The sequence below is a fragment of the Cupriavidus pauculus genome (assembly GCF_002858765.1).
GTDB lineage: Bacteria > Pseudomonadota > Gammaproteobacteria > Burkholderiales > Burkholderiaceae > Cupriavidus > Cupriavidus pauculus_B.
Map to the genome: position 1 here is coordinate 340,752 of NZ_PJRP01000001.1, position 19,672 is coordinate 360,423.

Here is a 19,672-nt window from a genome sequence, read left to right on the forward strand (position 1 = left end):
TGAACTGCACCCCAAAAGTTGGACATAGATCCAACCTTTGGGGTGTTTTTCATGACGAAGTACGACGAGGCGCTCAAGCGTCAGGTGGTTAGGGAACATTTGTCGGGGACGATATCGACCACGGCTTTGAGCGAGAAGCATGGGATAGACAGGTCTATAGTTCGTCGCTGGATCAGTGCCTGGGAGCATCATGGAGAAGCCGGGCTGCGCAAGAAGCATGAAGCCTTTGGTGCCGAGTTCAAGCTAGCGGTGCTGCATCATATGTGGCGCCACGAGTTGTCTTATGCGCAGACCAGTGCTGTCTTCGACTTGCGCGATACCGGCGGAGTCAGCCGGTGGGAACGCCAGTATCATGAGGGCGGTATCGATGCCCTCAAGCCGCGCCGCAAAGGCCGGCCACCCAACATGTCCCAGCCCAAGCAGGATCCCCAACTCACTCCGGAGCCGGCTCAAAACGAGCGCTCGCGCGAGGATTTGCTCAAGGAGAATGAGTATCTGCGCGCGGAGGTGGCGTACCTAAAAAAGTTGGATGCCCTGCTCCGGGCCAAGGAGCAAGCGGCGCCAAAGAAAAAGCGCAAGTCGTGAACGCCTTGCGCGAGCATCACCCGCTGCCAATCCTGCTCAAGATCGCCGCTCTGGCGCGCAGCACGTTCTACTACCAACTCACGGCAAGCAAGGCCGGAGATCGTCACGGGGAACTCAAGGAGCGCATCCAACGTGTGTATGCCGAGCACAAGGGCCGATATGGCTACCGCCGGATTACGGCAACGCTGCGTCAGACGGGGACGTTGATCAATCACAAAACCGTGCAACGGCTGATGTCGGTGTTGTGGTTGAAGTCGCTCGTGCGGCCCAAGAAGTACCGCTCGTACCGAGGTCAGGTGGGGCGAGTCGCCCCTAATCTGCTTCAGCGCGAGTTCGAGGCGAGCAAACCGAATGAGAAATGGGTGACGGACGTGACCGAGTTCAACGTAGGCGGCAAGAAGCTGTATCTCTCGCCCGTCCTGGACCTATACAACGGGGAGATCATCGCTTGGCAAACCAGTGAGCGGCCCGACTTCGCATTGATCCGGGAGATGCTCGACAAGGCATTGCGGAAGCTGCGACCCGGCGAAGCCCCTTTGCTCCATTCGGATCAGGGCTGGGCCTATCAAATGGCGGCGTATCGCCGAAAGCTGGCCGCACGAGGCTTGCAACAGAGCATGTCTCGCAAGGGAAACTGCCTGGACAACGCGGCCATGGAAAGCTTCTTCGGCACGCTCAAGTCAGAATGCTTCCGGCTTGAGCGTTTCGCCGATATCGACCAACTGCGCAAAGGCATAGCCGAATACATCCGGTACTACAATCACGACCGCATCAAGCTCAAACTAAAAGGGCTGAGCCCCGTGCAATACAGGACTCAGCCCTTCGCGGCCTAACTTACCCGTCCAACTTTACGGGGTCAGTTCAGCCAAGCGGGCGTTTTTCATTGGGCGCGGGACGCGCGCGCTTTCAGTATTGTTCCCACGGCAGTCCCTCGTGGCGCCAGCCGTTGACCGTATTGCGGTGTCGGTGGGTGTCGAGATCGCCCTCGAAGCCGTGCAGCACGTTGTAGACGGTGGCGAAGCCGGCGCCTTCCAGCGCACGCGCGGCCGCCGACGACCGGTTGCCGCTGCGGCAGATCAGCACCACCGGCCGCGCCGATACCTGCCCGGCCAGTTTCTTCACGGCTTGGACGAAGTGCGGATTGACCTCCCAGTCGGGGCCGTCGTTCCAGGGCACGTTGTGGGCGCCTTGCGGATGGCCGACGAACAGGTATTCCATCTCGCTGCGGCAGTCGATGAACAGTGCGTCGGGCTCGCTGCCGAGCAGCGTCAGGGCGTCGTTGGGGCTCAAGTGTTGCATGGGAACTGACGAAAATCGGACGAAAGCAAACGATAGCGGACGGAAGTGAAGGCCAATCGCGGCGGATATTCGTGGCGAATACGTCTCCTAGTGTAGGCGGGGTGTCGCCGGCTGACAACCGCGCCGGGCGCGGCGGGCCGCCAGGCGCCTTCCCGCAATCCATTGATCTACCTGATAAAATCGCCCTCTTGCCCAAATTAGCGCATTCGGCCAGCCGGCCGGGTGCACGCATCACAACCAGGCCCCACCATGAGCGCTGTCAAATCCGCCCCCCGCCCCTATACCCGGGCCGCCAGCCTGCCCCGGCTGCTGCGTGAACGTATCCTGATTCTCGACGGCGCGATGGGCACGATGATCCAGCGCTACAAGCTGGGTGAGGCCGAGTACCGCGGCACGCGTTTCGTTGACCATCCGATCGACGTGAAGGGCAACAACGAACTGCTGCTGCTGACGCGTCCGCAGGTCATCAGTGAGATCCACGAGCAATACCTGGCCGCGGGCGCCGACCTGATCGAGACCAACACGTTCGGCGCCACGAGCGTGGCGCAGGAAGACTACAAGATGGCGGAGCTGGCGTACGAGATGAACGTCGAGGCCGCCCGCCTGGCGCGTGCCGCCTGCGACAAGTACAGCACGCCCGAGAAGCCCCGCTTCGTGGCCGGCGCGTTCGGCCCCACGCCGAAGACGGCCAGCATCAGCCCCGACGTCAACGACCCCGGCGCGCGCAACATCACGTTCGAGGCCCTGCGCGATTCGTACTACGAACAAGGACGCGGCCTGCTCGAGGGCGGCGCCGACGTGTTCCTGGTCGAGACGATCTTCGACACGCTCAATGCCAAGGCGGCGCTGTTCGCCATCGACCAACTGTTCGAGGACACCGGCGAACGCGTGCCCGTGATGATCTCGGGGACCGTGACCGACGCATCGGGCCGTATCCTGTCGGGCCAGACCGTGGAAGCGTTCTGGAACAGCCTGCGCCATGCCAAGCCGGTCACGTTCGGCCTGAACTGCGCGCTGGGCGCCACGCTGATGCGTCCGTACATCGCCGAACTGGCCAAGGTGTGCGACGCCGCGGTGTCGTGCTATCCGAACGCCGGCCTGCCGAATCCGATGAGCGACACGGGCTTCGACGAAACGCCCGAGGTCACGTCGGCGCTGGTCGAAGAGTTCGCCGGCTCGGGCCTGGTGAACCTGGTGGGCGGTTGCTGCGGCACCACGCCGGACCACATTGCCGCCATTGCAAAGCGCGTGGCCGACAAGAAGCCGCGTGCCTGGCCGGGCCAGTACCGTGAAGACACCGAACAGGCCGCCGCCTGAACATCGCACGCACCGCATAGATCCAGAGACATCATGAGCCAGAAAAACCTGCCCCCGCGTCCGATGCGCCTGTCCGGCCTGGAGCCGTTCTCGATCGATGACGACACGCTGTTCGTCAACGTCGGCGAGCGCACCAACGTCACCGGTTCCAAGGCATTCGCCCGCATGATCCTGAACGGCCAGTTCGACGAGGCGCTGGCCGTGGCCCGCCAGCAGGTCGAGAACGGCGCCCAGATCATCGATATCAACATGGACGAGGCGATGCTCGACTCCAAGGCGGCGATGGTCCGGTTCCTGAACCTGATCGCGTCCGAGCCGGACATCGCGCGCGTGCCGATCATGATCGACTCGTCCAAGTGGGACGTCATCGAGGCCGGCCTGCAGTGCGTGCAGGGCAAGGCCGTGGTGAACTCGATCTCGCTCAAGGAAGGCGAGGAGCAGTTCCGCCACCACGCCACGCTGATCCGCCGCTATGGCGCGGCCAGCGTGGTGATGGCGTTCGACGAAAAAGGCCAGGCCGACACGTTCGAGCGCAAGACCGAGATCTGCAAGCGCAGCTACGACTTCCTCGTGAATGAAGTGGGCTTCCCGCCCGAGGACATCATCTTCGACCCGAACATCTTCGCGGTGGCCACGGGCATCGAGGAGCACAACAACTACGCGGTGGACTTCATCGAAGCCACGCGCTGGATCAAGCAGAACCTGCCGTACGCGAAGGTGAGCGGCGGCGTGTCAAACGTGTCGTTCTCGTTCCGCGGCAATGACACGGTGCGCGAGGCCATCCACACCGTGTTCCTGTACCACGCCATCGCGGCGGGCATGGACATGGGCATCGTCAACGCCGGCCAGCTCGGCGTGTACGACCAGCTCGACGCCGAACTGCGCGAGCGGGTGGAAGACGTGGTGCTGAACCGCCGCGACGACGCCACCGACCGCCTGCTGGAGATTGCCGACCGCTTCAAGGGCGGCGGCCAAAAGAAGGAAGAGAACCTGGCCTGGCGCGGCACGCCCGAGGCGCCGGTGCCCGTGGGCGAGCGCCTGGCCCATGCGCTGGTGCACGGCATCACGACGTTCATCGTCGAGGACACCGAGGAAGTGCGCCAGCAGGTGGAGGCGCGCGGCGGACGCCCGATCGAGGTGATCGAGGGCCCGCTGATGGACGGCATGAATATCGTCGGCGATCTGTTCGGCGCGGGCAAGATGTTCCTGCCGCAGGTGGTCAAGAGCGCGCGCGTGATGAAGCAGGCCGTGGCGCACCTGCTGCCGTACATCGAGGAAGAGAAACGCCTGCTGGCCGAGGCCGGCGGCGACGTGCGCGCACGCGGCAAGATCGTGATCGCCACCGTGAAGGGCGACGTGCACGACATCGGCAAGAACATCGTGTCGGTGGTGCTCCAGTGCAACAACTTTGAAGTCGTGAACATGGGCGTGATGGTGCCGTGCAACGAGATCCTGGCGCGTGCCAAGGTCGAGGGCGCGGACATCGTGGGCCTGTCGGGCCTGATTACGCCGTCGCTGGAAGAAATGGCCTACGTGGCCTCGGAGATGCAGCGCGACGATTACTTCCGCGTGAAGAAGATTCCGCTGCTGATCGGCGGCGCCACCACGTCGCGCGTGCATACGGCGGTCAAGATCGCGCCGAACTACGAGGGCCCGGTGGTCTACGTGCCGGACGCCTCGCGCTCGGTCAGCGTGGCATCGAGCCTGCTGTCCGACGAGGGCGCGGCAAAGTACCTGGACGATCTGAAGTCCGACTACGACCGCATCCGCACGCAGCACGCGAACAAGAAGGCCACGCCGATGGTGTCGCTGGCCGTGGCGCGCGCCAACAAGACGCCGATGGACTGGAGCCAGTACGTGCCGCCGAAGCCGAAATTCATCGGCCGGCGCGTGTTCCGCAACTACGATCTGTCGGAACTGGCCAACTTCATCGACTGGGGTCCGTTCTTCCAGACCTGGGACCTGGCCGGCAAATTCCCGGACATCCTCAATGACGAGATCGTTGGGGAGTCGGCACGCCGCGTGTATTCGGACGGCAAGAGCATGCTGGCCCGCCTGATCCAGGGCCGCTGGCTGACCGCCAACGGCGTGATGGCGCTGTTGCCGGCCAACACGGTCAACGACGACGACATCGAGATCTACACCGACGAGTCGCGCAGCAAGGTGGCGATGACCTGGAACAACCTGCGTCAGCAGAGCGAGCGCCCGGTGGTGGACGGCGTGCGCCGCCCCAACCGCTGCCTGGCCGATTTTGTCGCGCCCAAGGCGAGCGGCGTGGCCGACTACATTGGCGTGTTTGCGGTCACGGCCGGCATTGGCGTGGACAAGAAGGAAGCGCAATTCGAGGCCGATCACGACGACTACAGCGCAATCATGCTCAAGTCGCTGGCCGACCGCCTGGCCGAGGCCTTCGCCGAATGCCTGCACCGCCGCGTGCGGACCGACCTCTGGGGCTACGACGCCGCCGAGACGCTGGACAACGACCAGCTGATCGCCGAGGCGTACCGCGGCATCCGCCCGGCGCCCGGCTATCCAGCCTGCCCCGAGCACACCGTCAAGGCGCCGATGTTCGAGTTCCTGGACGCCGCCGAGATCGGCATGGGCATTACCGAGGGCCTGGCCATGACGCCTGCCGCGTCGGTGAGCGGCTTCTACCTGTCGCACCCTGACTCGACGTACTTCAGCGTGGGTAAGATCGGCCAGGACCAGCTCGACGACATGGTGGCGCGTCGCGGCGAAGACCGGACGACGCTGGAGCGTGCCCTGGCACCGAACCTGTAAGCAGCATCGCTGCAGCTGTAAGCAGTTGCAATGACCGGGGCGCCGCGTGACAGCGGCGCCCCGGTTTTTTTATGGCCCGCTTGTTGGCGATGCCGTTGCCACCGCCATTGAAACGTAAGGGAAATACGACGAATACGTTATCCGGCGCGGCATGCGGGGCGTCGGCTGGCAATGTTTGCAATGTCTTCACGACTGCTTACAGAACCTGACAAGTGCTCACAGACCGGTCGCGGCCGGCTCCATAGACTGGAACCCAGTTCACGTGACACCGCGTGAATGCCGTAGCGAATGTTTCGCTGCGGAGCATTCAGTAAAGGAGTCTCTCCCATGAAGAAGCTGCTGATCTCCCTGTCCGCCCTGTCGATTGCCGCCGCCTCGTCGTTTGCGATGGCCCAAGGCACTGGTGCCACGGCCGGCACCCAAGCGGGCGTCGGCGCCTCTGTGAACGCCCCCTCGCCGAATGCCAGCCCGAACGCGGGGCTGAACGCCGGCGGCGCGGCCGGTGGCGCGGTGACACCGGCCAGCCCAAGTTCGGCGGATCCGGGTAGCAAGGCCAGCCTGGGTGCGAAGGCCGGCGCCGACACCTCGCTGTCGTCGACGCCGACCGAAAAGGAAAACAAGGGCAAGCACACCGGCCATGCCAAGGCCAAGACGAAGAAGGGTGACAAGGAACTGGGCGCCAATGCCGGGGCCGGCGCCGATGCGGGGACGAAGATCCAGTAACCGCATGACGGGATGCCGGGCGGGCCCCTCCAGACCGCCCCATCCCGGCTGAAAGCAAATGGACTGACGGACGCCTTCGGGCGTCCGTTTGCGTTTGGCGCCGATCCTGCTGCGCCGCGCTGCAGCATTTCTCGTCGGCCCGCCGCCGCCGCAGCCGAGGTTGGCCCGTCTGGCGGTTGTCGCCGTGGCGCGTCATGTCAGCCTGACACCGACATATTCAGCGTCGCGCGGGCACTACAATGCAGGAAACCGGCCCGGGCCGTGCTTCGGCACGCGGGCCGCCCTTCTCACCGTGGAGACACCGATGATCCGCGTCTTGATCGCCGACGATCACGAGATCGTGCGCGCCGGTCTGCGCCAGTTCATTTCAGACGAGCCCGACATCAAGGTGACGGGCGAAGCCGCCAGCGGCGACGAAGTGATGGCGCAGTTGCGCGATAGCGAGTTCGACGTACTCGTACTCGATATTTCCATGCCGGACCGAAACGGCATCGATGTGCTGAAACTGATCCGACAGCGGTTGCCAAACCTGCCGGTACTGATCCTGTCCACATACCCCGAAGACCAGTACGCGATCAACCTGATCCGTGCCGGTGCCTCGGGCTACCTGACCAAGGAATCCGCACCGGACGATCTGGTCAAGGCCATCCGCACGGTGGCCCAGGGCCGCCGCTACGTGAGCCCCACCGTGGCAGACCTGCTGATCGGCGGGCTCGACAAGCCGACCGAACAGCCGGTGCACCAGACGCTTTCCGAGCGCGAATTCCAGATCTTCTGCAAGCTGTCACGCGGCCAGTCGGTCTCGGTGATCGCTGATGAACTATTTCTGAGTGTGAAGACCGTGAGCACATACCGCTCCCGCATCCTGGAGAAAATGGGCATGAAGACCAATGCCGACCTGACCTACTACGCCATCAAGAACGGGCTTGTGGAATAGGCCGGCTTTGTATTCATCGTGCCAGAACCGTTAATCGTCTATCTCTTCGCCTGACAGTTGCCAAGCGCCATGCCGGAGCAAGCCACGGCCTCCTCGAACCGTTCGCTGCGGGTCCTCCTGATCGAGGACTCCGAAGTATTGCGGGGCATGCTGCTGGAATATCTGACGGCTTTTCCGTTCGTCGAGTCGGTGGACTGGGCCGATACCGAAAGCGGCGCGGTCAAGCTGGCCACCCATGGCCAGTACGATGTGTCGATCGTCGACCTGCAGCTGCGCCAGGGCAACGGCATCAACGTGTTGCGCGAAATGCAGAAGGCCGGCCTGTCCGGCATCCGCATCGTCTACACCAATCATGCGCAGGTATCGATGTACCGGCGCCAGTGCGCAGAGGCCGGCGCCGACTACTTCTTCGACAAGTCGCTCGAACTGGAACAGGTGTTCCGCGTGATCGAGGACTACGCGACCTCCGCCTCGTAACCTCGTAGCTTCATAGATAGCAATTTGACGAAGCCGGCCGAAGATCACGGCCCCGGATCGCCCGGGCCGTACGCTCAGGCCTCGGTGGTCTCTTCGGGAGGCGCCAGCACCGACGTGGTCAATGGCACTTCGACGCGGATCGACACCCCCTTGCCGGGCGCCGAATCCACGTGCATCGTGCCGCCCAGCGCCAGCACCCGCTGTTCCATTCCCAGCAGGCCGTGATGGCCGGCGGTAGTGCCGGCATCGAAATCGGGCGGCAGGCCGCGGCCGTCGTCGCGGATGGCCAGCGTCAGTTGCTGCGTGGTGCAGGCCAGCGACACGGAGATGTGCTGCGCTTCGGCGTATTTGCTGGCGTTGTTCAGCGATTCCTGCACGATCCGGTACAGCGCGATGGCCGCGTTGTCGCGCAGCGGCGGCAGCGACTCGGGCAGGTCGACCTGGGTTTCCCACTGGTTGCGGGCGCCCACGTCTTCCACCTGCTGCACGATGGCTTCGCGCAGGCCCAGGTTCAGCAGCACAGTGGGGCGCAGGTCCTCAATCAGCCGGCGCTTGATCTGGATGGCCTGGTCGGCATGTTGCATCACGCGCGTGATCTTGTCGCGCGCCTCGGGGTGCGTCTCCTGCACCCGCATCTTCACCCAGTGCAGGTCGAGTTTGATGGCGGTCAGGATGGCGCCCAGCTCGTCGTGCAACTCGCGCGACAGGCGCGTCTTCTCGTCCTCGGTCACGCGCTGCAAGTGGGCCGCCAGCGCCGACAGCTGGCGCGTGCGTGCGCGCACCTTGCGGTCCAGCCGCGCACTTTCCTCTTCCAGTTGCTCGCGCGCGGCCTCGGCCATCGTCATGCGCCGCTGATGGCCCATGCCCACCGCCACCAGCAGCAGGATGTTGATCGCGGTCAGCAGCCCGATGCCGTAGCGGGACAACTGGAGGTCGTGCTCGGCGGCTTCGAGGTTGTGGGTGACCGTGCCCGATTCGCGCACCTGCAGGTGTTCCAGGCCGCGCCGCGCGCTTTCCATGGTCTGCTTGCCGAAGTCGGTGCGAATCATGTCCAGCGCCACGTCGACGTCGCGCTTGCCGTAGACCAGCGTCAGCGCCATTTCGTTGAGCTTGCGCGTGACGAACTGCGACGCCTCGCCGAACTGGCGCAGCCCTTCGGGATCATTGGCGTAGTGCTGGCGGATGCGCGACATCAGCTCGCTGATGTGGGGCAGCGCCTTGTAGTACGGGTCGAGGTAGCTTTCCTTGCCGGTCAGCAGGAAACCGCGCTGGCCGGCCTCGGCATTGACCAGTTCGGCGATCAGGTCGCCCAGGTCGCTTTGCAGCTGCTGCGAGCGGATGGCTTCGGTGTAGCCCTCGCGCAGGCGCAGGTTTCCGGTTTCCGATGCGATCAGCACGGCCAGTGTCAGCACGATGCCGCCAGCGAGCAGCAGGGTGTTTCTCAGGAGTAGGGAATGCTTGGCCATCGGAAGTCACTGGTTGATGCGCCGCGTGCCGGGGCGGACGAGCGGCCATGGAATCACATCGCCATGTAGCGGTCAATCGTACCGGGGCCGCACGCGTACCGCATCCGGCGCGAAGCGGCGCTGGCTGTAGGACTTGGCTGACATCTGAATCGGTCTGGAATCGGTGTGCGGTCCAAGGGTGGAACCCTACGATGAGGCTATGAGCTTGCGCACCGTGGCGCAAGCCGAACGCACCACCAGCCACCAGGCCGGGTGCGCTCGCTAACCTCGGGAGACTGGTCATGCTGTATTACGCACTCGTCTTTTTCATTGTCGCCCTGGTGGCGGCCATCTTCGGCTTCGGTGGTATCGCAGCCGGCGCGGTGGAAATCGCGAAGATCCTGTTCTTTATCTTCCTGGTCGTGGCGCTGGTAGCGGCCGTGATGGGGCTGGTGCGCCGCCGGTAAGCGCAGCAGCACGCGTTGCCTGACCGGGGGACGGGCAGGCAACTCCGCCAGGGACTGGACATAGGAGTACCCATGCTCACGCAGAATCCAAAGATCCGCAAGGAAATCAACCATCTGCAAGACAACGCCGATTCGGCCGTACGCCAGATCCGGCATGCCGCCCGTGATACCCGCGATGCGGTGGGGCCGGTTTCGGACGAGGTGAAGGCGCTGATCGCGCAACTCCAGCAAACCATCGACGTACTGGCGCACGAAGGCTCCGCCGAAGGCATGGCCGCTGGCCGCCGCCTGCGCGCCCGTGCTCACGAACTCAGCGACCGCATGCGCGAACGCAGCCGCGACGGCATGCATTGGGCACGCGACCAGATGGACGTGGCCGTCGACCATGGCCGGCAGCGCGTGGTGGACTCGCCGCTGAAGGCGGTTGGCGTGGCCGCGCTGGTCGGCGCCTGTATCGGCCTGATGCTGGCCGGCCGGCGCAGCGGCGACTAGCGCCACGGATACACAGATACGCAGGGAGTCATACGCAGGGAATCAGTCGTTCAAGGGGTATTCCTCTTTCACGCCTTACGCCTGCAGCAACCCCCTTTCCGGATATATCCCTGATCCGGGACGCCCGGGCACCAAGCGGTGTCCGGGTTCTTTTTTTGGGCGCCACGCATGCATGGCGGCAACCTTTCAATTAGCTTTCTAGGGGGAGGCGAATCGGGGCGGGCGGCCGGGCGGGCCGCCGGTCAGAGGCGGGTATCGGCGCCGCGCGCAGCTGCGCCGAGGGGCAACGGTCAGGCCGGAGAATGCTGGCTCAGACGCCCCACATCACGTCAGTGCCTTCCTTCTGCGACAGGCGCAGCATGTCCAGGAACGGATAGGCGCGCTGCCCCAGGTGCAGCGGTTCCTCTTCCCGGTCGTCGTCCGGGCCCGGATGCACCGTGGTGTCGGCCGGATGGACCTTCTTGGCGTCCTGGACAGCGGCTTCCAGCTTGCGGATCGCCGCCGGCATTTCCTCGGTCGTGATCACCCCGCGCTCGCCCAGATGCTTGCCGATGATGCCAAGCAGCGTGATGGCAAGATCCTTCATCATGATCAGGTCTTGCGCCGCGTGGGATTTGAAGGTGATCAGCATGATGTTTCCTTTCACGAGTGGCGACATGACTGGCGCGGGGCGCACAGGTCATCGCATGATGTCAGCATAGCACCTGATAAAATTCCGCGTTTCCCGATTTCCACTGCCGGTTCACGCGGCGGGGCCTTCACTTTTTGCCCCGCCGAACCCCGGTCGCATTCCAGCTTTCCAAGGCCCAGATATCCATGCTGCCTGTTCAGACCTCCCAACTCGCCGCCGCGTTCACCGATGCCGTGCGCGCGCTTGCCCCGGCCGACGCCGCCCTGCCCGCGGTCACGTTCGAGCGCCCCAAGCAGGCCGCGCACGGCGATCTGGCCTGCAACATCGCCATGCAGGTGGCCAAGGCGCTGAAGACCAATCCGCGCGAACTGGCGCAGAAGGTGGTGGACGCGGTCAAGGCCGACCCGCGCGCATCGGCGCTGGTGGCGGCCCTGGAGATCGCCGGTCCGGGCTTTATCAACCTGCGCCTGACCCCGGCGGCCCGCGCCGAGGTGCTGCGCGCGGTGCTGGGCGACGGTGACCGCTACGGCGCCCGCCCGGCCGGCGAGCATGGCCAGGTACTGGTGGAGTTCGTGTCGGCCAACCCCACCGGCCCGCTGCACGTCGGCCACGGCCGGCAGGCCGCGCTGGGCGACGCACTGGCCAACCTGCTGGCCTGGCAGGGCTGGAAGGTCCACCGCGAGTTCTACTACAACGACGCCGGCGTGCAGATCCACACCCTGGCGGTGTCGGTCCAGGCCCGGGCGCGCGGCCTGAAGCCGGGCGACGCCGGCTGGCCCGAGTCGGCCTACAACGGCGACTACATTGCCGACATCGCCGCCGACTTCCTGGCCGGCAAGACGGTCTCGGCATCGGATGGCGAGCCGGTGACGGCGTCGGGCAACGTGGAAGACGTGGAGTCGATCCGCAAGTTCGCCGTGACCTACCTGCGCAACGAGCAGGACATCGACCTGCAGGCGTTCGGCGTGAAGTTCGACCGCTACTACCTGGAGTCGTCGCTGTACAGCGACGGCCGCGTGGAAGGCGCCGTGCAGTCGCTGATCGGCCGCGGCAAGACGTACGAGAGCGAAGGCGCGCTGTGGCTGCGCACCACTGACGACGGCGACGACAAGGACCGCGTCATGAAGAAGAGCGACGGCACGTACACGTACTTCGTGCCGGACGTGGCGTACCACACCACCAAGTGGGAACGCGGCTTCGCCAAGGTCATCAACGTGCAGGGCAGCGACCACCACGGCACCATCGCCCGCGTGCGCGCCGGCCTGCAGGGCCTGGATATCGGCATTCCCCAGGGCTACCCCGACTACGTGCTGCACAAGATGGTCACTGTGATGAAGAACGGCGAGGAGGTGAAGATCTCCAAGCGCGCCGGCTCTTATGTGACCGTGCGCGACCTGATCGAGTGGAGCAACGGCGGCGACGAGACCATCCGTGGCTGCCTGGAGGCCGGCGTGGCCGACTGGCCCGCGCACTTCACGCGCGGCCGCGACGCCGTGCGCTTCTTCCTGCTGTCGCGCAAGGCCGACACCGAGTTCGTGTTCGATGTGGACCTGGCGCTGAAGCAGAACGACGAGAACCCGGTGTACTACGTGCAGTACGCCCACGCGCGCATCTGCTCGATCTTCGAGGCCTGGGGCGGCGCCGACTGGCAGGCGCGCCTGCCCGAACTGGCCAGCGTCGACCTGGCGGCCGTGACCGCCGCCGACGTGAGCCCGCAGGCCATCGCGCTGGGCCGCCGCCTGGCCGAGTTCCCGGATATGCTGGCCGCGGCTGCCGGCGAACTGGCGCCGCACGCCGTGGCGTTCTACCTGCGCGACCTGGCGGGCGACTTCCACGCGTTCTACAACGCCGACCGCGTGCTGGTGGACGACGAGACGGTCAAGCGCGCCCGGCTGGCGCTGCTGGCCGCCACCCGGCAGGTGCTCAAGAACGGCCTGAACGTGATCGGCGTATCGGCGCCGCAACGGATGGACCGTGCCCCGGAGCAGGAAACGCCCGCGGCTTGAACTTCGCGTCATCGGACTGGCTCTATAATCCCCGGCATCACCGAAGAGGACTACATGCAACACAATGCAAAGCGCGCCCCGCGCGCCGTCCGCCATCGCCAGACGCAGCGTGGCGGCACGTTCCTGGGCCTGGTGCTCGGGCTGATCGTCGGCCTGGCCATTGCCGTGGTCATCGCGCTGTACATCACCAAGTCGCCGGCGCCGTTCAAGGGCAATGGCAACAGCGGCCCGGCGCCGCGTCCGACCGAGCCGGGCAACGTGGCCAGCACGCTGCCCAACCCGGCCCAGCAGCCGCAGCAGGCCCAGCCGGGCGCCGAGCCCGCCGATCCGAACAAGCCGCTGTGGAGCAAGACACCCGCCAAGCCGGTGGGCCAGCCCGAACAGCCGGCCGCGCAGCCGCCCATGGCGACCAGCCGTCCGGCCGACGTGCCGCCCAGCAACGGCACGGTGGCCAGCAAGCCGGCCGAGAAGCCGGCGGAAAAGCCCGCGGCGCGTCCCGCCGAAAAGCCGGTGGCCGACCCCATCGCCGAGATTGCCCAGGCCGATGCCAACAAGGTGGGCTACCTGCTGCAGGTGGGCGCGTTCCGCTCGCAGGACGATGCCGACCGCCAGAAGGCCAACCTGGCCATGCAGGGCTTCGAGGCCAAGGTGACCGACCGCGACGTCAATGGCGTCAAGATGTACCGCGTCCGTCTGGGGCCGTTCAACCGGATCGAGGACATGAACCGCGCGCGCGACCGTCTGCAAACGGCCGGTTTCGACGCTTCGGTGATCCGTTTCACGAAGCAGTAATCTGGCGAAATATTCTGAGCTGGGGCACGGGTGCGAACCATGTGCCGCCGCGCTGGTCATAGACGCTATCCAATCGCTCGTCGAGCAAGTTCAACCCGTAAGGCCCTTCTGACATGAAGAAAATCGCCGCACTGATCGCCACCGCTGCCGCCGTAGGCGGCCTGCTGATGTCCGCGCCCGCCGCCATGGCGGCGCCGACGGAAGGCAAGGACTACACGGTTCTGAAAGCCCCGCAGCCGGTGCCGGCTGGCAAGATCGAGGTGACCGAGTTCTTCTGGTACGGCTGCCCGCACTGCTACGACTTCGAGCCCGAGTTGGAAGCGTGGATCAAGAAGCAGGGCAAGGACGTGGTGTTCAAGCGCGTGCCGGTGGCCTTCCGCGACGACCTGCTGCCGCATACGAAGATCTTCTACGCGCTGGAGTCGCTGGGCAAGATCGACGCCATGCACACCAAGGTGTTCGATGCCATCCACAAGCAGCGCAAGCGCATGGTGGACACCAACGAAATCGCTGATTTCATGGCTGCCAACGGCATCGACCGCAAGCAGTGGCTGGACACCTACAACTCGTTCTCGGTGACCACCAACTCGCAGCGCGCCAACAAGATTGCCGACGCCTACAAGATCGATGGCGTGCCGACCGTGGTGGTGCAAGGCAAGTACGAGACCTCGCCGTCGATCGCCGGTACCAAGTCCGCCGCCATCCAGGCGATGGACTTCCTGGTCACGGGCGTGCGCGACAAGAAGCTCTGATCGACCGCCTTCCCGGCCGGATCGACGCCAACAGCCCGGTGCAGCCGATGCACCGGGCTGTTTTGTTTTGGGCCGATGTGGCAATTTGACGCGCCGGCCCTCTCCCCCAACCCCGCTCCCGCGGCGCGGGAGGGGGGTGCAACCCTCGGGCACTCTGAGATGCCGCCGGTGGTCTCTGTCTCCCTCACCCGCTTGTGAAAGCGGCGCGGGGGAGAGGGCCAGAGTTTCCGTTGCCACCCGAGCTATATTCCCACCCATGAACTCCCAGAAAATCTTCCTGACCGGCGCGTCCAGCGGCATTGGCCAGGCGCTGGCGCGCGCCTACGCCGCGCAGGGCGCGACGCTTGGCCTGGTGGGCCGACGTGAGGACGCGCTTCGCGCCTTTGCCAGCAACCTGCCCAATCCCGCCGCCGTGCGCGTCTACGCCGTCGATGTCCGCGATGCCGACGCCATGAACGCGGCGGCGGCCGACTTCCTGGCGAATGTCGGGTGTCCCGATGTGGTCATCGCCAACGCCGGCGTCTCGGTGGGTACCGTCGCCAGCGAGCGTGAGGACCTGGAAGTCTTCCGCACGGTGATGGATACCAACTGGTTTGGCACGCTGACCACATTTCAGCCATTTCTGGAGCCGATGCGCGCGCAGCCGGCCGGGCCGGACGGTTGGCGCGGCACGCTGGTCGGCATCGCCAGCGTGGCGGGCGTGCGGGGCCTGCCGGGGGGCGGCGCGTACAGCGCATCGAAGTCGGCCGTGATCAAGCTGCTGGAGAGTCTGCGGCTGGAGCAGTCGCACGAGCGGATTCGCGTGGTGACCATCGCGCCGGGCTACATCCGTACGCCGATGACCGCGCATAACCCGTACAAGATGCCGTTCCTGATGGACGCCGATGTGTTCGCGGGCAAGGCCATCCGCAAGATCGGCGCCGGCACCCGCTTTGCGGTGATTCCGTGGCAGATGGGCGTCGTGGCGTCGATGCTGCACGTGATGCCGCGCTGGCTCTACGACGCACTGTTCCGGCGCGCGCCGCGCAAGCCGCGCCAGTCGCGGAGCGCGTGATGTGGACCGATGCGGTCGGCCAGGTGCATGGCCCGGCGGAAGGCGCCGATCGCGCCGACGGCGTGGCCGGCACGGTGCGCATCGCGTCGCTGGTGCCGTCGATCACCGAGTTGCTGTTCGACCTGGGGCTGGCTGACCGCATCGTGGCGCGCACCGGCTTCTGCATCCATCCGGAACCGGCCGTGCGTGCGGTGGCGAAGGTGGGCGGCACCAAGGACGTCAGGCTCGACCGCCTGCGTGCGTTGGCGCCCACGCACGTGATCGTCAATATCGACGAAAACCGGCGCGAGACCGTAGACGAAATCCGAAGCTTCGTGCCGCATGTGATCGTCACCCACCCGTGCCGGCCCGAAGACAATTTCGCGCTCTATGCGCTGCTGGGCGGCATTTTCGGACGGCAGGCCGAGGCGGCCCGGCTGGCGGCCGACCTGCGGGATGCGCTCGATGCCTTGCGCGCCCGGCCATGGCCCGCGCGCCGCGTGCTCTATGCGATCTGGCAGGACCCGTGGATGACGGTGTCGCGTGAGACCTATATCAGCCAGATGCTGGCACTGGTGAACTGGGTCACCTGGCCGGACGCGGCGCCGCAGGCGTGCGTCGATGGCGATTGCAGCCGCCCGAATGCGGCTGGCGAGCGCTATCCAACCTTCCGCTGGAGCGACGCACTGGTGCGCGATCTGGACGTCGTGTTGCTGTCCACCGAGCCGTACCGCTTCACCGAGGACCACGCGGACGCGCTGGAGCGGCAGATCGGCAAGCCGGTGCTGCTGGTGGATGGCGAGATGCTGTCGTGGTACGGCAGCCGCGCCGTGGCCGGCGCGCGCTACCTCAAGACGCTGGCGGAAGGGTTCTAGGCCTTCGTAAAGCGGACGACGCCGTCGTCGCCCACCTGCCGCACCAGTTCGTCGCGATGCCACAGCGCGTGCAGGTGCGCCAGCGCCTCGCCCATCGCGAACGTCAGCTGGTGGATGTCGAACTGGCGGCGGAAGATCACGCCGACGATGTCGTGCGCGTTGCACGGCTTCTCCGCGCAGGCGGCCAGCGTCTCGGCCAGGCGGTCGACGTGGTGCTCGCGCAGCTGCTGGATCCGCGTGTGGAGATTGCGGAACGGCCGACCATGCGACGGCAGGATCAGCACGTCGTCGGGCAGGTCGCCGTATTTGCCCAGCGAATCGAGATAGAGCTGTAGCGGATTGGCTTCGGGCTCCATGTCGAACACGCTGACATTCGTCGAAATACGAGGCAGCACCATATCGCCGGAGATCAGCACATTGGTGGCCGCGTTGTACAGCGCCACGTGTTCGGGGGCGTGGCCGTACCCGGTGATGACGCGCCACGATGCCGTGGCCGGGTCGGCGCCGATCCGCACGGTGTCGCCGTCCATCAGGCGGCGGTACTGGGTGGGCAGGTCGGGCACCAGCGACGGGTAGTAGCTCTTGCGGGCGCGCAGCTTTTCGAGGTTGTCGGGGTCGGTCAGGCCGTGGCGCGCGAAGTGGCTGGCCGCGAAGTCGCCGCCGGCGTTGGATCCGACGCCCGAGCCACCCGCCATGACACGGGCGGACATATAGTCGCCCAGGCTCATCCAAAGCCGCACGTCCCACTTCTTGCAGATCCAGTGCGCCAGGCCGACGTGGTCGGGGTGGCAATGCGTGACCAGCACGCGCAGCACGGGCAAGCCTTCCAGTTCATTGGCGAAAATGGTTTCCCAATGGGCCTGGATGGTGTCGTTGGTGATGCCGCAATCGATGATGGTCCAGCCGTCGCGGCCGTCGATGCGGTCGCGCAGCAGCCACAGGTTGATGTGGTCCAGCGCGAAAGGCAGCGGCATGCGCAGCCAGTACACGCCCGGCGCGACCTCCTGGCGGGTGCCCGGATCGGGCATGGTGTCGCCAAACGGATATTGAAGCTGATGTTCGAGTGCGTTCATGGGGTTTGTCTCGTCGATATCGGCGTACTCGGCGGGCACGCTCTTGTTCGGATTGTCATGCGAAGCAGTTGACGCTAACGTTAACGTCAATTCGCGAACCCTGCACGTCATCTTAGACGAAAAAGTTGATGATGCAACGAATCCGCGAACGACCGTTCATTTTTTGCAGGACGCCATATGTCGGCTCAGCCATCTTCCGCCACCTACACGATTACCGATCTTGCACGCGAATTTGAAGTGACGCCGCGTGCGATCCGCTTCTACGAGGACCAGGGCCTGTTGTCGCCAGACCGGGAGGGGCCCAGCGGCCGCAAGCGCGTCTACAACGGCCGCGAACGCACGCGCCTGAAGCTCACGCTGCGCGGCAAAAGGTTAGGGCTTACTCTCAACGAGATCCGCGAAATTCTGGATCTGTATGAGTCGCCGCGCGACACGGCTCCACAGCTTGAACGCTTTCTGCATCTGCTGGCCCAGCATCGCGGCACGCTGGAGCGGCAACTGGAAGACCTGCAGGCCCAGCTAACTGAGATCGACCAGCATGAACGCCAGTGCAAGACGCTGCTGGCCACACACCATGGCGCCGGCCACACCCACACGGCCTGATCCTGCCGCGAAGCCGGCACTTCGTGGCAACTCCAATTGACGTTTACGTAAACGTCAATAAAATAGCTCGACACACCGATACCGAACCCTGCGCCGACCGCGACAGCACTGGCGACAGAACCAGCGACAGAACCAGGAGACAACACCATGACCGAACTTCCCGGCCTCAAATTCGACCTTGGCGAAGACATCGAGATGCTGCGCGAATCGGTGCGTAGCTGGGCCCAGGCCGAACTGGCGCCGCGCGCCGGCGAGATCGACCGCACCGACCAGTTCCCGATGGACGCGTGGAAGAAGATGGGCGACCTGGGCGTGCTGGGCATCACCGTGGCCGAGGAGTACGGCGGCGCCAACATGGGCTACCTGGCGCACATGATCGCGATGGAGGAAATCAGCCGCGCGTCGGCATCCGTGGGCCTGTCATACGGCGCCCACTCGAACCTGTGCGTGAACCAGATCCACCGCAATGGCACGGCCGCGCAGAAGGCCAGGTACCTGCCGAAGCTGGTGTCGGGCGAATGGATTGGCGCGCTGGCCATGAGCGAGCCGAACGCCGGGTCGGACGTGGTCAGCATGAAGCTGCGCGCGGACTTCAAGGGCGACCGCTTCGTGCTGAACGGCACCAAGATGTGGATCACCAACGGCCCGGACTGCGACGTGCTGGTGGTCTACGCCAAGACCGAGCCCGACCTGGGTGCGCGCGGCATGACGGCCTTCATCGTCGAAAAGGGCATGAAGGGGTTCTCGGTGGCGCAGAAGCTCGACAAGCTCGGCATGCGCGGGTCGCACACCGGCGAACTGGTGTTCCAGGACGTGGAGGTGCCGGTGGAGAACATCCTCGGAGCCGAAAACAGCGGCGCCAAGGTGCTGATGAGCGGGCTGGACTACGAGCGCGCAGTGCTGTCGGGCGGCCCGGTTGGCATCATGCAGGCCTGCATGGACGTGGTGACGCCGTACATCCACGATCGCAAGCAGTTTGGCCAGAGCATCGGCGAATTCCAGCTGATCCAGGGCAAGGTGGCCGACATGTACACGACGCTGCAGGCCGCCCGCAGCTACCTGTACACGGTGGGCAAGAACCTGGATTCGCTGGGCACCGACCACGTGCGCCAGGTGCGCAAGGACTGCGCCGCGGTGATCCTGTACACGGCCGAGAAGGCGACCTGGATGGCCGGCGAATCGGTGCAGATCCTGGGCGGCAACGGCTATATCAACGAATACCCGGTGGGCCGCCTGTGGCGCGACGCCAAGCTGTACGAGATTGGTGCGGGGACATCGGAAATCCGCCGCATGCTGATTGGCCGCGAACTGTTCGCGGAGACGATGTAAAGCGGAAAAGTGATCCCGGAGGCGTTCGGTGGTTACCTGAAAGTAAGTACCGAAC

The 19,672-nt window shown here is 65.2% G+C and carries 19 protein-coding genes; 15 read left to right on the top strand and 4 right to left on the bottom strand.

The window, feature by feature from the left end:
• Nucleotides 1-51 precede the first annotated feature (51 nt).
• Nucleotides 52-1,418, top strand: a protein-coding gene (locus tag CYJ10_RS01495) for an IS3 family transposase (protein ID WP_101679808.1) whose coding sequence is annotated in 2 segments (ribosomal slippage) — nucleotides 52-529 and nucleotides 529-1,418 — 1,368 coding nt in all. Because the reading frame shifts where the segments join, the coding sequence is not laid out codon by codon here.
• Between the two features lie 73 nt (nucleotides 1,419-1,491).
• Here CYJ10_RS01495 and CYJ10_RS01500 read toward each other — a convergent pair.
• On the bottom strand, nucleotides 1,492-1,884 hold the full coding sequence (locus CYJ10_RS01500) for a rhodanese-like domain-containing protein (RefSeq protein ID WP_101679809.1): 393 nt from the start codon (nucleotides 1,882-1,884) through the stop codon (nucleotides 1,492-1,494).
• A 249-nt stretch (nucleotides 1,885-2,133) separates the two neighbouring features.
• Between CYJ10_RS01500 and CYJ10_RS01505 the strand changes: the two genes are divergently transcribed.
• The 5 genes from CYJ10_RS01505 (at nucleotide 2,134) to CYJ10_RS01525 (ending at nucleotide 8,119) form a co-directional block, all read left to right on the top strand.
• Complete coding sequence (locus CYJ10_RS01505) at nucleotides 2,134-3,201, top strand: homocysteine S-methyltransferase family protein (RefSeq protein ID WP_101679810.1); 1,068 nt, start codon at nucleotides 2,134-2,136, stop codon at nucleotides 3,199-3,201.
• Between the two features lie 33 nt (nucleotides 3,202-3,234).
• Nucleotides 3,235-5,982 (top strand): methionine synthase, encoded by a 2,748-nt coding sequence (gene metH / locus CYJ10_RS01510; RefSeq protein ID WP_101679811.1) that lies wholly within the window; start codon nucleotides 3,235-3,237, stop codon nucleotides 5,980-5,982.
• A gap of 327 nt (nucleotides 5,983-6,309) precedes the next feature.
• Nucleotides 6,310-6,705, top strand: coding sequence for a hypothetical protein (locus CYJ10_RS01515; RefSeq protein ID WP_101679812.1), 396 nt, complete (start codon nucleotides 6,310-6,312; stop codon nucleotides 6,703-6,705).
• Between the two features lie 304 nt (nucleotides 6,706-7,009).
• Nucleotides 7,010-7,642, top strand: a complete 633-nt coding sequence (locus tag CYJ10_RS01520; protein ID WP_101679813.1) for a response regulator — start codon at nucleotides 7,010-7,012, stop codon at nucleotides 7,640-7,642.
• 69 nt (nucleotides 7,643-7,711) lie between these two features.
• A complete protein-coding gene (locus CYJ10_RS01525; protein ID WP_066734857.1) occupies nucleotides 7,712-8,119 on the top strand; it encodes a response regulator in 408 nt (135 codons plus the stop codon).
• Nucleotides 8,120-8,193: 74 nt separating this feature from the next.
• On the opposite strand, the gene CYJ10_RS01530 is transcribed toward CYJ10_RS01525, so the two are convergent.
• A complete protein-coding gene (locus CYJ10_RS01530; RefSeq protein WP_101679814.1) occupies nucleotides 8,194-9,585 on the bottom strand; it encodes a sensor histidine kinase in 1,392 nt (463 codons plus the stop codon).
• Nucleotides 9,586-9,866: 281 nt separating this feature from the next.
• Here CYJ10_RS01530 and CYJ10_RS01535 point away from each other — a divergent pair, with 281 nt between their 5' ends.
• Together CYJ10_RS01535 and CYJ10_RS01540 are read left to right on the top strand one after the other, a co-directional pair.
• Nucleotides 9,867-10,031 (top strand): DUF1328 domain-containing protein, encoded by a 165-nt coding sequence (locus CYJ10_RS01535; RefSeq protein WP_066734861.1) that lies wholly within the window; start codon nucleotides 9,867-9,869, stop codon nucleotides 10,029-10,031.
• Between the two features lie 72 nt (nucleotides 10,032-10,103).
• The gene (locus tag CYJ10_RS01540; RefSeq protein WP_101679815.1) at nucleotides 10,104-10,523 is read left to right on the top strand and encodes a DUF883 family protein; all 420 of its coding nucleotides are present in this window, start codon (nucleotides 10,104-10,106) and stop codon (nucleotides 10,521-10,523) included.
• Nucleotides 10,524-10,833: 310 nt separating this feature from the next.
• Here CYJ10_RS01540 and CYJ10_RS01545 read toward each other — a convergent pair whose 3' ends face one another.
• Nucleotides 10,834-11,154 (bottom strand): DUF1840 domain-containing protein, encoded by a 321-nt coding sequence (locus CYJ10_RS01545; RefSeq protein ID WP_101679816.1) that lies wholly within the window; start codon nucleotides 11,152-11,154, stop codon nucleotides 10,834-10,836.
• Between the two features lie 185 nt (nucleotides 11,155-11,339).
• On the opposite strand from CYJ10_RS01545, the gene argS reads away from it, so the two are divergent.
• The 5 genes from argS to CYJ10_RS01570 all read left to right on the top strand — a co-directional run bounded on the left by argS (nucleotide 11,340) and on the right by CYJ10_RS01570 (nucleotide 16,612).
• On the top strand, nucleotides 11,340-13,160 hold the full coding sequence (argS, locus tag CYJ10_RS01550; RefSeq protein WP_101679817.1) for an arginine--tRNA ligase: 1,821 nt from the start codon (nucleotides 11,340-11,342) through the stop codon (nucleotides 13,158-13,160).
• A gap of 54 nt (nucleotides 13,161-13,214) precedes the next feature.
• Nucleotides 13,215-13,952 (top strand): SPOR domain-containing protein, encoded by a 738-nt coding sequence (locus CYJ10_RS01555; RefSeq protein WP_101679818.1) that lies wholly within the window; start codon nucleotides 13,215-13,217, stop codon nucleotides 13,950-13,952.
• Between the two features lie 113 nt (nucleotides 13,953-14,065).
• Nucleotides 14,066-14,704 (top strand): thiol:disulfide interchange protein DsbA/DsbL, encoded by a 639-nt coding sequence (locus CYJ10_RS01560; RefSeq protein ID WP_101679819.1) that lies wholly within the window; start codon nucleotides 14,066-14,068, stop codon nucleotides 14,702-14,704.
• Nucleotides 14,705-14,960: 256 nt separating this feature from the next.
• Nucleotides 14,961-15,758, top strand: a complete 798-nt coding sequence (locus tag CYJ10_RS01565) for an SDR family oxidoreductase (RefSeq protein WP_101679820.1) — start codon at nucleotides 14,961-14,963, stop codon at nucleotides 15,756-15,758.
• Nucleotides 15,758-16,612: a helical backbone metal receptor gene (locus tag CYJ10_RS01570; protein ID WP_101679821.1), complete on the top strand. Its 855-nt coding sequence runs from the start codon at nucleotides 15,758-15,760 to the stop codon at nucleotides 16,610-16,612. Before CYJ10_RS01565 ends, CYJ10_RS01570 begins: the two co-directional genes overlap by 1 nt.
• On the opposite strand, the gene CYJ10_RS01575 is transcribed toward CYJ10_RS01570, so the two are convergent.
• Entirely contained in the window at nucleotides 16,609-17,685 is a 1,077-nt protein-coding gene (locus tag CYJ10_RS01575; RefSeq protein WP_101680372.1) for an MBL fold metallo-hydrolase, read from the bottom strand. The genes CYJ10_RS01570 and CYJ10_RS01575 overlap by 4 nt on opposite strands.
• Nucleotides 17,686-17,862: 177 nt before the next feature.
• On the opposite strand from CYJ10_RS01575, the gene CYJ10_RS01580 reads away from it, so the two are divergent.
• Both CYJ10_RS01580 and CYJ10_RS01585 read left to right on the top strand, forming a co-directional pair.
• A complete protein-coding gene (locus CYJ10_RS01580; RefSeq protein ID WP_101679822.1) occupies nucleotides 17,863-18,288 on the top strand; it encodes a MerR family transcriptional regulator in 426 nt (141 codons plus the stop codon).
• Between the two features lie 147 nt (nucleotides 18,289-18,435).
• A complete protein-coding gene (locus tag CYJ10_RS01585; RefSeq protein ID WP_101679823.1) occupies nucleotides 18,436-19,617 on the top strand; it encodes an isovaleryl-CoA dehydrogenase in 1,182 nt (393 codons plus the stop codon).
• Nucleotides 19,618-19,672: the final 55 nt, after the last annotated feature.